General features: G+C 72.8%; 10 protein-coding genes. 3 read left to right on the top strand and 7 right to left on the bottom strand.

Annotation, left to right across the window (positions count from 1 at the left end):
- Positions 1 to 188 precede the first annotated feature (188 nt).
- The gene (gene fes, locus ACFYPA_RS21105; protein ID WP_359320598.1) at positions 189 to 1457 is read left to right on the top strand and encodes an enterochelin esterase; all 1269 of its coding nucleotides are present in this window, start codon (positions 189 to 191) and stop codon (positions 1455 to 1457) included.
- Positions 1458 to 1489: 32 nt separating this feature from the next.
- On the opposite strand, the gene ACFYPA_RS21100 is transcribed toward fes, so the two are convergent.
- The 7 genes from ACFYPA_RS21100 to ACFYPA_RS21070 form a co-directional block, all read right to left on the bottom strand.
- Entirely contained in the window at positions 1490 to 5425 is a 3936-nt protein-coding gene (locus ACFYPA_RS21100; RefSeq protein WP_359320595.1) for an amino acid adenylation domain-containing protein, read from the bottom strand.
- Complete coding sequence (locus ACFYPA_RS21095) at positions 5422 to 5649, bottom strand: phosphopantetheine-binding protein (RefSeq protein WP_359086872.1); 228 nt, start codon at positions 5647 to 5649, stop codon at positions 5422 to 5424. The genes ACFYPA_RS21100 and ACFYPA_RS21095 overlap by 4 nt, the downstream gene beginning before the upstream one ends.
- A gap of 5 nt (positions 5650 to 5654) precedes the next feature.
- Positions 5655 to 6287 (bottom strand): isochorismatase family protein, encoded by a 633-nt coding sequence (locus ACFYPA_RS21090; protein ID WP_359086871.1) that lies wholly within the window; start codon positions 6285 to 6287, stop codon positions 5655 to 5657.
- Positions 6288 to 6320: 33 nt separating this feature from the next.
- Positions 6321 to 7970 carry a (2,3-dihydroxybenzoyl)adenylate synthase gene (locus ACFYPA_RS21085; RefSeq protein ID WP_359320592.1) on the bottom strand — a complete coding sequence of 550 codons (1650 nt, stop codon included), beginning with the start codon at positions 7968 to 7970 and terminating at the stop codon, positions 6321 to 6323.
- Positions 7967 to 9184 (bottom strand): isochorismate synthase DhbC, encoded by a 1218-nt coding sequence (gene dhbC / locus ACFYPA_RS21080; RefSeq protein WP_359320589.1) that lies wholly within the window; start codon positions 9182 to 9184, stop codon positions 7967 to 7969. The genes ACFYPA_RS21085 and dhbC overlap by 4 nt, the downstream gene beginning before the upstream one ends.
- Positions 9185 to 9245: 61 nt before the next feature.
- Entirely contained in the window at positions 9246 to 10034 is a 789-nt protein-coding gene (locus ACFYPA_RS21075; RefSeq protein WP_359320587.1) for a 2,3-dihydro-2,3-dihydroxybenzoate dehydrogenase, read from the bottom strand.
- Positions 10031 to 11026, bottom strand: coding sequence for an iron-siderophore ABC transporter substrate-binding protein (locus ACFYPA_RS21070; RefSeq protein WP_359320584.1), 996 nt, complete (start codon positions 11024 to 11026; stop codon positions 10031 to 10033). The genes ACFYPA_RS21075 and ACFYPA_RS21070 overlap by 4 nt, the downstream gene beginning before the upstream one ends.
- A 162-nt stretch (positions 11027 to 11188) precedes the next feature.
- Here ACFYPA_RS21070 and ACFYPA_RS21065 point away from each other — a divergent pair, with 162 nt between their 5' ends.
- A complete protein-coding gene (locus tag ACFYPA_RS21065; protein ID WP_359086863.1) occupies positions 11189 to 12271 on the top strand; it encodes an iron ABC transporter permease in 1083 nt (360 codons plus the stop codon).
- Positions 12268 to 13317 carry a FecCD family ABC transporter permease gene (locus ACFYPA_RS21060; RefSeq protein ID WP_389133477.1) on the top strand — a complete coding sequence of 350 codons (1050 nt, stop codon included), beginning with the start codon at positions 12268 to 12270 and terminating at the stop codon, positions 13315 to 13317. The genes ACFYPA_RS21065 and ACFYPA_RS21060 overlap by 4 nt, the downstream gene beginning before the upstream one ends.
- Positions 13318 to 13327: the final 10 nt, after the last annotated feature.

Here is a 13327-nt window from a genome sequence, read left to right as displayed (position 1 = left end):
GCGCGATGGGGGGCTCGCGCCGGCGAAGCCCCGGAGGGCCGCATCGGCTCGTTAGTTTGGTGAGCCTAACCTAAGTTTCTGGCGGCGAACGCGCGGATCTCCGGCCCCGCGCACCGGCGCGGAGGCTTGCGCCACCCGAAAGGTAAGGTGACCCTAAGTCGATCGCCTCGTCATTCGGAGTCCCCTTCATGATCACGTCCATGCCGCCCCAGGACGCCCCCCGGCGACCGCCCAGGACGGCCCGGCCGGACCCGCTGTCCCGGCTCACGCGACCCGTGTGTGCCCTGCCGGACCCGGAGGGTGTCGAGGAGTTCTGGGCCGGGGTGGCGGACAGCGGCACGCCGCTCGTCGGGCCGGACCCCCGGGGCAGCGACGATCACGCCGCGGTGACCTTCCTCTGGCGCGCAGCCCCCGGCACCCGCGCCGTCCAGGTGCTGCCCAACAAGCTAGGCGACCCGCGGGCCCCCGAAGGCAACCTGATGGAGCACGTGCCCGGAACCGATGTGTGGCACTGGACGCTGCGGCTGCGCCACGACTGGCGGGGCACGTACGACTTCTACGTCGACGAGAGCGACGGTCCCGGGCCGGAGGCCGCCGACTACTGGCAGCGGCTGCGCACCCGGCGCCGCCAGGACCCCCTGAACCACCGTTCGCTGCCCCGTCGCTGGGGTGGCGAGGCGGTCTCCTACGCCGAGCTCCCGGCCGCCCCGAGCGCCCGGGACTGGCTGCCGCGGCCGGATGCCGTGCGGGGTGAGGTGTCCGTGCACGAGGTTCCGTCCGCACGCCTGGGCGGAGACCGGCGCGTGTGGACGTATCGGCCGGCCGGTGCGCACGGGGCGACGGAACTGCCCGTGCTCGTCCTCCTGGACGGAGAGCACTGGCAGCCGCACCTCGGGCTCGCGGACCTGCTGGACAACCTCATCGCGGACGGGCGCGTCCCCCCGCTGGTGGCCCTGCTGCCGGACTCCGTCGACGTGGCTTCCCGCTGGTCGGACCTCGCTTGCAGCCAGGACTTCGTCGCGTTCCTCGACGAGGAACTGCTGCCCTGGGCGGCCGCACGTCTCCCGGTCACGGACGACCCCGCGCGCACCGTCGTCGCGGGCCAGAGCCTGGGCGGTCTCACCGCCGCCTACGCCTGCCTCGTGGCGCCCCACCGCTTCGGCAACGCCCTTGCGCAGTCCGGCTCGTTCTGGTGGCCGGACGGTCCGGACGCCGAGTGGCTCACCGCCCGGATCGCCGAATCCCCGCGTCTGCCGGTCCGCTTCTGGCTCTCCTTCGGCGAGCAGGAGTGGGTGTCCCTGCCCGCCGCACGCCGGCTGCGCGACACCCTCGCGGACGCGGGCTACGAGGACGCCTCCTACCGGGAGTTCAACGGCGGTCACGACTACCTCTGCTGGCGGACGGAACTCGCGGACGGTCTCGTGGACCTGATGAGCCCGGGCGCCCCCTCCGCCTGACCGGGGGCGAAGGGGGCGCCCGGGCTCCCCGCTCAGGTGTCCAGTTCCGTCAGCCTGGCGGCCAGCACCTCCGCGATGGTGTCGAGGAAGCGGTCCTGCATCAGCTGCGGGTGTGTGGCGTCCAGGTCGTGATTCACGACGGCCCCGGACACGTGCTCGCGCCACGCCTCGCGGGTGAGCCAGTCCTCGGCCCGCGGAGCGGCAGCGGTGAAGAACAACAGGTCGCCGGTGTAGCCCCGGTGCACGTGCTCACGCATCATGCGGGCGTGGTTGGGCACGATGTCGACGATCTTCGACAGCGTCCCGTCGCCGAGCCCGGCCAGCGGACTGCCCGCCCGGCGCAACGTGGCCAGCACGTCCTCGCGGGTGCGTTCGCCGGTGCGCTCGAAGCCCGCCATGCGCAGCACCGCGGTGAGCGCGTCGCCCTCCTCCGGAGCCGGGCGCTCCCGCCACTGCTCGGCGGGGAACGCGTCCAGCAGCACCAGGAGTTCTACCTCCTCGCCGTTCTCCTGGAGCATCACCGCCACCGTGTGCGCGAGTACCCCGCCCACCGACCAGCCCAGCAGCCGGTACGGGCCGTGCGCCTGCACTTCCCGGATGCGCAGGACGTAGTCGGCCGCCTCGTCCTCCAGCGTCCGGGGCAGCGGTTCGTCGCGAACCAGGCCGCGTGCCTGGATGCCGTACACCGGCTGATCGGGCCCCAGCCGGGCGGCCAGCCCGGCGTAGCACCAGGCGATGCCGCCCGCCGGATGGATGGCGAACAGCGGAGTCCGCGCGGTGCCGCCGCGCAGTGGCAGGACGAGGTCCAGGGCGTCCTCGGCTGCCGGCCCGGCACCGTCGATCCGGGCGGCGAGCGCGGCAGGGGTGGACGCCTCGAACAGCGAACCGATCGTCAGCTCGGTGCCGAACTCCTCCCGCACCCGCGCCACGAGCCGGACCGCGAGCAGCGAGGTCCCGCCCAGATCGAAGAACGCGTCGTCCGGGCCCACCGCGGCAGCCCCGAGCACCTCCGCGAACAGCAGGCTCAGCGCCTCCTCACGTGCGCTCATCGCCCGCCGACCGGATCCGGCTCCGGCTCCGGTGAAGACGGGGGCGGGCAGCGCGCGCCGGTCCAGCTTTCCGTTGGGGCTCAGCGGGAAGGAGTCGAGCGCGACCACCGCCGACGGCACCATGTGTTCCGGGAGTTCCCGGGTCAGTGCCGCCCGTACGGCCGTGGGATCGGCGCCTCCCGTCACGTAGCCGATGAGCCGCTGTTCGCCGGGCCGGTCCTCCCGCACCAGGGCGCAGGCCCCGTCCACCAGCGGCCGGGCCGCCATCGCGGCCTCGATCTCGCCGAGCTCGATGCGCTGCCCGCGCAGCTTGACCTGGTGGTCGGTCCGTCCCAGGTACTCGACCTCGCCCTGCTCCGTCCAGCGCGCCAGGTCGCCCGTGCGGTACATCCGCTCCGACGGCCCCCCGAAGGGGTCGGCGACGAACCGGGCCGCGGTCAGGTCCGGGCGGCCCAGATAGCCGTCGGCGAGCTGCCGGCCCGCCAGGTACAGCTCGCCGGGCACCCCCGGCGGGCAGGGCCGCAGCGCGGCGTCGAGTACGTACAGCCGGGTGTTCCACACGGGCTGCCCGATCGGTACGGGCCCGCTCCCGTGCGCCGCGCACGCGTGGAAGCTGACGTCGACGGCCGCTTCCGTCGGTCCGTACAGATTGTGGAGTTCGGCCTCCGGCAGACCTCGCCCGAAGGCGTGCGCGGTCTCCCGGGGCAGTGCCTCCCCGCTGCAGAAGACGCGGCGCAGAGCGCCGCACGGGACCGGGTCCGCCTCCGCGAGGAAGACCTGGAGCATCGACGGTACGAAGTGGCAGGTGGTGACGTCCTGTTCGCGGATCAGCCGGGACAGATAGGCCGGGTCCTTGTGGCCGCCCGGCTCCGCGACGACCAGCGCGGCGCCCTCGCGCAGCGGCCAGAAGAACTCCCACACGGACACGTCGAACGACGAGGGCGTCTTCTGCAGCACCCGGTCGTCCGCCGTCAGCCCGTAGGCGTCCTGCATCCAGCGCAGCCGGTTGTCGATCGCACCGTGCGACACGACGACACCCTTCGGACGCCCGGTGGACCCCGAGGTGTAGATGACGTACGCCGGATGCGCGGGCGTCAGCGGGCGCGACGGATCGCACCACGGATACCCGGAGACGTCGAGGCCGTCCAGGACGACGTGCGCCGCCCCCGCGTCATCGGCGAGGCGGTCCGCACGGTCGGTGATCACGCAGACGGGTGCCGCGTCCCGCAGCATGTACGTGATCCGCTCCGCCGGGTACTCCGGGTCGAGCGGCAGATAGGCGGCCCCCGACTTCAGTACGGCGAGCAGCGAGACGATCAGTTCCACCGAGCGCGGCACCGCCACCGCCACCACGGCGCCCGGCCGGGCGCCGAGCGTCCGCAGGTGGCGGGCCAGCCGGTTGGCCCGGGTGTTCAGCTCCGCGTAGGTGAGGGAGATGTCCCCGTACACCAGCGCGGTCGCGTCGGGGGTGCGGGCGACCTGCGCCTCGATCGGGCCGATCAGCGTCGTCGGCGGAAGGTCGCGGTCCGTGCGGTTGAACTGCTCGATCACCAGGGTGTGTTCGGCGGGAGTCGCGATGCCGTGCGTGGCGAGCGGCGCGTGCGGATCCACCGAGGTCAGCCGGTCCACGAGGTGGAGGAACCGCTCCTGATGGGCGGCGAGGGCGTCCTCGTCGTACAGGGCCGGATTTCCGTCGTGGTCGATGCGCAGCCCGCCGCCGTCCGCGCGGTCGTAGACGTTGACGGTCAGGTCGTCGACCGGACCGGCGGACAGGTTACGGGCCCGGGCCGGGGCACCCGCGAAGTCCACGTCGTAGTCGAAGGGCATGACGTTGACGAGCGGACCCACCAGGCCGCGGTTCTCGCCGAGCAGCCGCAGATCGCGGCGGATGTCCTCGTAGCGGTAACGCTGATGGCGGCGCACCTCGCGGACGCCCAGCACGACCTGGCGCACCAGCGCGGCGAAGCTCGCACCGGGGGCGACGGTCAGCCGCAGCGGCAGGACGTTCATCACCATTGCGGGCACCCGCAGGGCGACCGACCCCACCCGGCCCATCATGGGGAGCCCGAGCACCACCTCGGAGCGGGCGGTGGCCCGGGAGGTGTACAGGGCCTGCGCGGCGATCAGCACCTCCGGCCAGGTCGCGCGCAGCCGCGTCGCGAGTTCCCGTACCCGTTCGGTGGAGTGCGGACCGAGGTGGGCGGTACGGCGCAGGAACGTACGGGAGGGCAGTGCGCCGCGTCCCGCCGGCCGGGGCGCCTCGGGCCGGTCGGCGAACGCGTCGGACCAGTGGGCACGGTCTGTCGCGAACGCCTCCGACGACCGGTAGCCGGCGTCCTGCGCGACGAGGTCGGTCAGTGTCCCGAAGGTCCTGGGCCCGGGATCCTGGCCCCGGACGAGTGCCGAGTACACCTCGGCCGTACGCCGGACGAGCAGCGAGTAGCCGAAGCCGTCCATGACGAGGTGGTGGATCCGCTGGTACCAGAGCCAGCGATCCTCCCCGATGCGGAAGAGCGCGTGCCGGAACAGCGGTCCGGCCGCGAGATCGCACGGCTCGGCGAGGTCGGCGCGCATCCACGCCCGCGCCTGCCGGTCCGCGTCGGGCGCATCGCGCAGATCGTGCACGGTGAGCGGGAGCGCGACCGAACCGGCGACGATCTGCCGCGGCCCCCGCGGCCCGTCCTCGACGCGGACGCGCAGCGCGTCAGCCTCCTCGGTGACCCGGCGCAGCGCCGAGGCGAACACCTCCGGGTCGAGCGGCCCGTCGATCTCCAGGCACTCCGCGGTGTTCAGCGCCGGACTCAGCGGATCGAGCGACTGGGCGTACCACATGCCCGACTGGGCGGCCGTCAACGGCAGTACGGTGTCCGGCTCGTCCGCCGTCGCCGTGCCGGCGCCCTCGGTGAGCAGGACCGTCATGAGACCCCCAGCAGCGGGGACCAGGCCTCGATGGAGGGCTGTTCGGCGAGATCGGCGAACTCTGCCCGCACCTCGTGCTCGCGGCGCCACCGTCCGAGCAGCGCCATGATGCGGACCGAGTCGAGCCCGTAGTCGAGGAGGTTCTCGTCGAGGGGGATGTCCGCGGGTTCCTCGCCCAGGGACTCGGCGACGTCGTTGCGGATCTGTTCCAGGGTGAGGGCCATGGTGTTCAGATCTCCTTCAGGAGGGCGTCGGTGGTGGTCACGACCGCGCAGCGGCCGGCCGCCCAGCGCAGGGCCAGGTCGTGGTCCTCGCGCGAGAAGTCGGCGACGGCATCGGCCACGACGAACGCCTGGATGTCCCGCATCCACGCGTCGGCGGCGCTCATGAGCACCCCGATGTGCGCGTACACACCGGTGATCACCAACTGGTCGCGGCCCGACTCCCGGATCAGGGACTCCAGTTCGGTACGGACGAACGCGCTGTACTTCCACTTGGTGAGCACCGTGTCACCGTCCGCCGGTGCGACGGACTCCGGCATGGCGAGGGCCTCGGCGTCATCGGCGGCGCCGGGGCCCCAGAAGTCGAGCTGGAGCCCGCGTTCCGCGGCACTCTGGCCGCCGCGCTGCGCCGAGTAGACCACCGGGACGCCGGCTTCGCGGCACTCCCCGATGATCCGGGCGGTGTTGCCGAGCATGCCGGTCAGCGGCTGTTCGCCGGAGCGGTAGGCACCGAGGAAATGGTTCTGGAGGTCGTGGACGAGCAGCACGGCGCGCGCCGGGTCGACGGTCCACGCGACCCGGTTCGCGGGGAGGTCGTCCGCGCCGGGCAGGGGATAGGGGGCGATGGCGGGAAGTGCCATGGGGAGGGCCTTTCGGTGCCGCGCGGTGCGGACTCAGTGCTGTCCTGCGGAGGTGGGAGCGGGAGCGGACGCGGAGCGCAGCCCCTTCTTGCTGACCTTGCCGATTCCGGTCTGCGGGAAGACGTCGACGAACTCGACCAGGTCGGGGACCTTGTACGCGGCGACTCCGCGCTCGCGCACATGCCGTTTCACCGCGACCGGCCTGAGCGGTTCGGCGCCCTCGCGCAGGATCACGTACGCGAGCGTGCGCTCACCCAGGAACGCGTCCGCGACGCCAACCACCGACACGTCGTGCACGGACGGGTGGGCGAGGATGATGTTCTCGATCTCCTCCGGGGCGACCTTCTCGCCGCCCCGGTTGATCTGGTCCTTCGCCCGCCCCTCGACGACGAGACTGCCGTTCGCGGTGCGCCGCACGATGTCGCCCGTGCGGTAGAAGCCGTCCTCGGTGAAGGCCGTCCTGTTGTGCTCGGGGGCCCGCCAGTAGCCGCGGATCGTGTACGGGCCACGGGTCAGCAGATGGCCGAAGTCCCCCTCGGTGACCTCCTGTCCGGCGTCGTCCACGATCCTGATCTCGTCGTCCGCGGAGATCGGCCGGCCCTGCGTGGTGACCACCGTCTCCTGGTCGTCGTCCAGCCGCGTGTAGTTGACGAGACCCTCGGCCATTCCGAAGACCTGCATGAGCCGGCAGCCCAGGGCGGGTTCCAGGCGGCGGGCCGCCGCCTCGCTGTACTTGGCCCCTCCGACGAGGACCAGCTCCAGACTCGACAGGTCCTGCTCCGCGTCCGGTGCGGCCTCGGTCCACACCAGCGCGAGCGGCGGCACCATCCCCGTCATGGTGACCCGCTCCCGTTCGACGAGCGCGAACGCCGTCGCCGGATCGGGCCGGGGGCAGAGGACGACCGTGCCGCCCGCGTACAGCGCACCGAGCCAGCCCGGTGAACTCATGGGGAAGTTGTGCGCGGCCGGCAGCACCACGAGGAAGCGGGTGTTCTCGTCGACACCGCAGATCTCGTTGGAGCCGCGCAGAGAGTAGATGTAGTCGTCGTGCGTACGCGGGATGAGTTTCGGTACTCCGGTCGTACCGCCCGACAGCTGGAGGAACGCCAGGTCGTGCGGCTGGGGCCCGTCGAGCGGACCGGACTCCTCGCACGGTACGTCGGACAGGGCCGTGTGCTCGCCCGGATCACCGGCGACGAACACGTGCCTGAGGCCCGGGGTACGCGCCTGCACGGCGGTCGCCAGCGCACGGTGGTCGAAGCCGGCGTGCCGGTCCGGGATCACATAGGCGACGGCCTCGGTGAACGAGCAGAAGAAGCCGATCTCCGTCTCGCGGTGGGCGGGCAGGGCGAAGACGGGCAGCGCACCGATCCGGAAGAGGGCGAAGACGACCTCGATGAACTCGGCGACGTTCGGCAGCTGGACGACGACCCGGTCGCCCTTCGCGATGCCCCGCGCCGCGAATCCCGCGGCCATCCGGGCCGCCCGCTCGTCCAGCTCACCGTACGTCCAGCTGCGGCGCCCCTCCGCGGGGTCGATGACCGCCACCCGGTCGTGGTGGGCGGCGGCGCGTGCCCGGAGCACGTCCGTGAACGTCTCCCCGCGCCAGTACCCGGCCGCGCGGTAGCGCTCGGCGACATCGGCGGGCCAGGTGGGGGCGTCGTCCTGCGGGGCGGCGCTCACAGCGCGGCCCCCACGGCGCTGAGGAAGGTGCGGAACTTTGCGCCCGTCTCCGCGGTCTCCGCCTCGGGTGAGGAGGCGGCCACCACACCGGCTCCGGCGAACAGCCGCAGCGAGCGGCCCTCGGCCTCGGCGCAGCGGATCGTCACGACCCACTCCCCGTCCCCGTCCGCGTCCTGCCAGCCGACCATGCCGGTGTAGGCGCCGCGGTCGAAGGGCTCCGACTCCGCGATGACGGCGCGGGCCGTCGCGGTCGGGGTGCCGCACACCGCGGGCGTGGGATGAAGAGCCGAAGCGAGGTCCAGGGAGGTGGTAGAGGAGTCCGCGAGCGTGCCGGTGACGGTCGTCGACAGGTGCCACATGGCCGCGGTCCGTACGAGCGTGGGGCGTTCGGGTACGTCGAGGCGCACGCAGAACGGGGCGAGGGCCTCCCGCACGGCGGCGACGACCACGGCGTGCTCATGGAGGTCCTTGGGGGACTCCAGCAGCGCGGCGGCGCGCCGCACGTCCTCGGCCAGATCGTCGCTGCGCGGCGCGGAGCCGGCCAGCGGGTTGGCCGTGAGCACGTTCCCGGCGCGGGCGACCAGGAGTTCGGGACTGGCGCCGATGAGGGTGCGGCCCGGCCCGCTGGGGACGGCGAAGGTGTAGCCCTTCGGGTCGTGCTGAGCGAGCCGGCGGAGCATGGCGGGCAGATCGAGGTCGTGCGAGGAGGTCAGCTCCAGGGTGCGGGCGAGGACGACCTTGTCGAACTCCCCGGCCCGCATCCGCCGCACCGCCGCCGCCACCGATGCGGCGTAGTCGGCGGCGGCCGGTACCTCACGGGTCCGCCAGGTGCCGGGCTCCGCAGACTGGCCGGGGAGTGCGATGAGCGGGTCCTCGCACAGGGCCGGCGCCCGGCGCACGAACTGCGGGACCGCAAGGGCGGCCGGGGCGTCCGGGGTGAAGGGCAGTGCGCCCACGACGATCGGTGCCGGGTCCCCGGCGTGCCGTCGGGCATCGAGCACCTCACGTACGCGAGTGGCCAACGGCCGTGTGTCGTGCGGGACGTCGGCCGCGGTGCCGGTCGCGAGCAGGGTGTGACGGGACGAGGCGAGGAAGCGGTCCGTACCGGGCCGGTAGGCCTCCAGCAGGGCGGTGGCCGCACCGGGGGAGGGAGGGGGAGAGGAGCGGAGGGCGGTCTGGGCCGGGGCGGTGGGTACGCGCAGTGAGGCGGACATGTCTTCTGGTCTCCAGTGGGGGAGGGCTGCGATCCGCTGGCGGGGTTCCGGGCGGGGCGGATCAGGCCCGCAGCGTGGCGCCGCCGTCGACGTAGAGGTCGTGCAGGGTGATGTGGCGGGCGCGGTCGGACACGAGGAAGGCGACGGCGTCGGCGATGTCGGACGGTTCGGCGATCCGGCCGAGCGGAATGCCGGTGCGGTAGCTCGCCCCGTCCCCGTCGATGACCTGCCGGGCGGCGGCGTGTTCGTCTCCGGCCGGCCACATGCCGCGCTGCATGTCGGTGAGGGTGGAGCCCGGCGACACCGTGTTGCAGCGGATGCCCAGGGGCGCCAGTTCGAGGCCGAGGCACTTGGTGAACATGACGGCCGCGGCTTTCGACGCCGCGTAGGCGGCCATGTTCGTACGGGGGATGCCCGCGGCATTGGACGCGACGGTGACGATGCTGCCGGCTCGGCGTCCGGCCATCCGGCGCGAGACGGACCGCGAGACGTGGAACACCCCGTCGGTGTTGACGGCGAAGGTGGCCGCCCAGTCCTCGTCCGTAAGCTCGGCGACCGCCGAACACCGCAGCACTCCGGCGACGTTGACCGCGATGTCCAAGGGGCCGAGTGTGTCCTCGGCCTCGGCGACGAGGGCCTCGACGGCCGCGGCGTCCGTGACGTCGAGCGTGCGGGCCGCGACCCGCTCGCCGTACTTCCCGGCGAGGGCGGCGACGCCCTCGGGTGCGAGGTCGGTGGCCAGGACGCGGGCGCCGCGTTCGACGAGGGCGTGCACCACTGCCTCGCCGATCCCGCGGCCCGCCCCCGTCACGAGGGCGAGCCGGCCGGTGAGTTCCGGTTCGGGATTCACTTGACCATGGCCTTGCGGATGTCGTCGAGCACCGAGACGGCCGCCTGCGCGCCGCCCAGACTCGTCCACTTCGTGCCGTCGATCACCGTCGCCCGGCCGTTGCGCACGGCACCCAGCTGCTTGTACGCGGGCTTCTCGGACAGCTCGCCCACGAGGGCCTGGTCCGATCCCGTGGAGGTGAGGGTGCCGATGAAGAGCCAGTCCCCGTCGATCTCCTTGAGGTTCTCGTCGCTGATCGGCGTGGAGTGGCCCTCGCCCTTCTCGTTCTGGATGCCGGGGCGGGTGAAGCCCAGGTCCCCCAGGACGTCGCTGATGAACACGCCCTGCTGCATGACGGCCGAGCCCTTGGCCGAGTAGCGGGCGACGGACACGCTCTTGCCCGCCTGCGCGCCAAGGTCCTTCCTGAGGGCGGCGGCCCGGGTGTCGTAGTCGGTGAGGAACGACTTGGCCTCGTTCTCGCGGCCGAGTGCCTTGCCGGTGAGGGAGAGCGCCTTCTTCCAGTCCTTGGTGCCGTCGATCGTGACGACCGTGGGCGCGACCTTGCGCAGTTGCTGCAGGACCTGTTCGTCGGCGAGCTGACCGGCGAGGATGACATCCGGCTTCGCCTGGACGACCTTCTCGATGTCGGGGCCGGTGACCGCGCCCACCACGGGGATGCCCTTCGCCCGGTCGGCGAGGTAGCCGGGGGCGCCCTTCTGGCCGCGGCCGGCGGTCAGGCCCACCGGCTTCACGCCCAGCGCGAGGGCCGCGTCCAGGTCCATCTCGCTGAGGACCACCACACGCTGCGGCGTCGAGGGGACCTTCACCGACGTCCCGGTCGCATCTGTCAGCTGGGCCGTCTTCGAGGACGTGGAGGCGGCCGTGCTGTCGGATGTGTCCGATGCCCCGGAGGATCCGCAGGCGGTCATCGCCAGGGCGCAGAGGCCTAGGAGCGAGGCGGTCACCGACGGGCGGACGAGGCCACGGGAAGAGAAGGTCGAATTCGGCGCCATGGCCTGGAATCTCCGTTTGCGTTCGAGTGATGAGGACGGTCCGGGCGGGTGTTCCGCCGCGCCGACGGGGGACGGGGCACGGCGATTGACGCCGTTTCAGGGCAGGGCGGAGCCCTGGGACCCGTCGCCGACCGTCCGGTGTACTTAGGTTAGGCTAACCATATGTCGATCGTGCAAGGGGGACGCCCCGTCACCGGAGCCCGCCCCGCCGAAATCCCGCCACGGGAGGGACGCGCCGCTGTGTGGGCGGCCACCGGTCTCGTGCTCCTGCTGCCGGCCCTCGTCCTGCTGTCCCTGCTCATCGGCACCGGGTCCAGTTCGGCGGGCGGAGCCTGGGACTACCTCGTCGGCGACCCGGCCGCCCGCGCGGACGCGCAACTGCGCCTGGCCGTCGTGGACGTACGCCTGCCGCGCACGCTCGCCGCGGTCCTGGTCGGAGCGTGCCTGGGGACGGCCGGGTGTCTCCTGCAGGCCGCCACCCGCAACCCCCTCGCCGAGACGGGGCTGCTCGGCGTCAACTCGGGAGCCGCCTTCGCCGTGGTGCTGGGGCTCACCTTCTTCGGTGCGGACTCACCCGCCTCGCTGCTGGTCTGGGCCCTGGCGGGAGGCATGGTCGCGAGCGCGGCGGTCCTCCTGTTCGCCGCGTCCGGACGCGGCGGCGGATCCCCGCTGCGGCTGGTTCTGGCCGGATCGGCGCTGGGCGCGACCTTCCACGGGCTCACCTCGTACGTCCTGCTGGGTACTCAGTCGACCTTCGACACCTACCGCTACTGGACGATCGGCTCGCTCGCCGGTATCGAGATCTCCGACCTGCTGCCCCTCCTGCCCCTGATCGCGGTGGGTCTGCTCACCGCCCTCGGCTGCGCCCGCCCGCTCGCGGCGCTCGGACTCGGGGACGACGGAGCCCGCTCCCTGGGCCACCACCCGGGCCGGATCCGGCTCGTCGTGGCGGGGGCCGTCTCGCTGCTCGCAGGCTGCGCCGTCGCCGTGGCCGGGCCCATCGCCTTCCTCGGACTGTTCGCGCCCTACGCCGCCCGGGCGCTGGCCGGAGCCCGGATGGCCGCACAACTGGTCCTGTCCGCCCTGATCGCGGCCGACATCATGATCATCGCGGACGTCCTCGCTCGGATCGTCATCCGGCCCTGGGAGACCCCGGTCAGCGTGCTGCTCGCCTTCGTCGGCGGCCCCCTGCTGGTGTGGATCGCCCGCTCCTCCCGGCTGTCCACGGCGGGAGTCCCGGCATGACGGACGTGACCCCGCCCGACAGCGTCGTGCTCCGCACCGGAACGCTGTCCTGGCTCCTCCCGCGGCGCAGCGCGCTCGCCGCCGCACTGCTGCTCCCGCTGCTCGCCGTCCTCATCACTTTGGGAGTCATGGCGAGTTCGACCGGCATGAGCCTGTCGCAGACCCTCTCGGGACTGCTCGGAACCGGCGATGCCGGCACCGTCATGATCGTGCGGGACTTCCGGCTGCCCCGCGTCTTCACCGGCCTGCTGGTCGGCGCCGCCCTCGGCATCGCGGGCTGTCTCACCCAGACCCTGGCGGGCAACCGGCTCGCCACGCCGGACCTGGTCGGTGTCAACGAGGGCGCCACCGCTGCCGTCGTCGCCGCCGCCGCGGGCTCCGCCACCGGCATGGTCGGCAACTGGTGGCTCGGTCCGATCGGTGCCGTGGGCGCGGCTGTCGTGGTCGTCCTGTGCGCCGGGGGAGCGGGCAGCGCGGGCTACCGACTGCTGGTGGCCGGGATCGGCGTCTCCACCTTCATCGGCGCCGTGAGCGACCTCATCATGTCGCGCGAGAACGACAACACGGCAGGCGGCGTGTTCCTCTGGGCCGTCGGCAGCCTCAACGGCCGCGACTGGGACGCCGGCATGCCACTGGCCGTGGCCCTGCTGTTCCTCGTCCCGCTCTCACTGGCGGCCGGCCACCGCCTTCAACTGCTGCGCTTCGGCGACGAGGTGGCGAGCTCCCTCGGAGTCGACCTGCGGCGGGTGCGTACCGTCGCGCTGGGCCTGGCCGTGCTGCTGGCCGGTACGGCCGTCGGGGTCGGCGGCCCCATCGCCTTCGTGGCGCTCGCTGCCCCGATCCTCGCCCAGCGGCTGACCGGTCCCACCCGCGTCCCGGTCACCGGCTCGGCGCTGACCGGAGCCGCGCTGATCGCCGCGGCCGACGCGATCGGACGTGTCGCCGCTCCGGTCGAACTGCCCGTCGGGGTCGTCACCAGCGTCCTCGGCGGCCCCTTCCTCCTGTGGGTACTGCTGCGGCCCGACCTGGCCGCCGGAAAAGCGTGAACCGTCATGA

Origin of the sequence: Streptomyces sp. NPDC005775 (genome assembly GCF_042871565.1) — a bacterium.
Taxonomy (GTDB): domain Bacteria; phylum Actinomycetota; class Actinomycetes; order Streptomycetales; family Streptomycetaceae; genus Streptomyces.
Note: the sequence above shows the minus strand (reverse complement) of the source record. Positions and strands in the feature narration are given on the sequence as shown.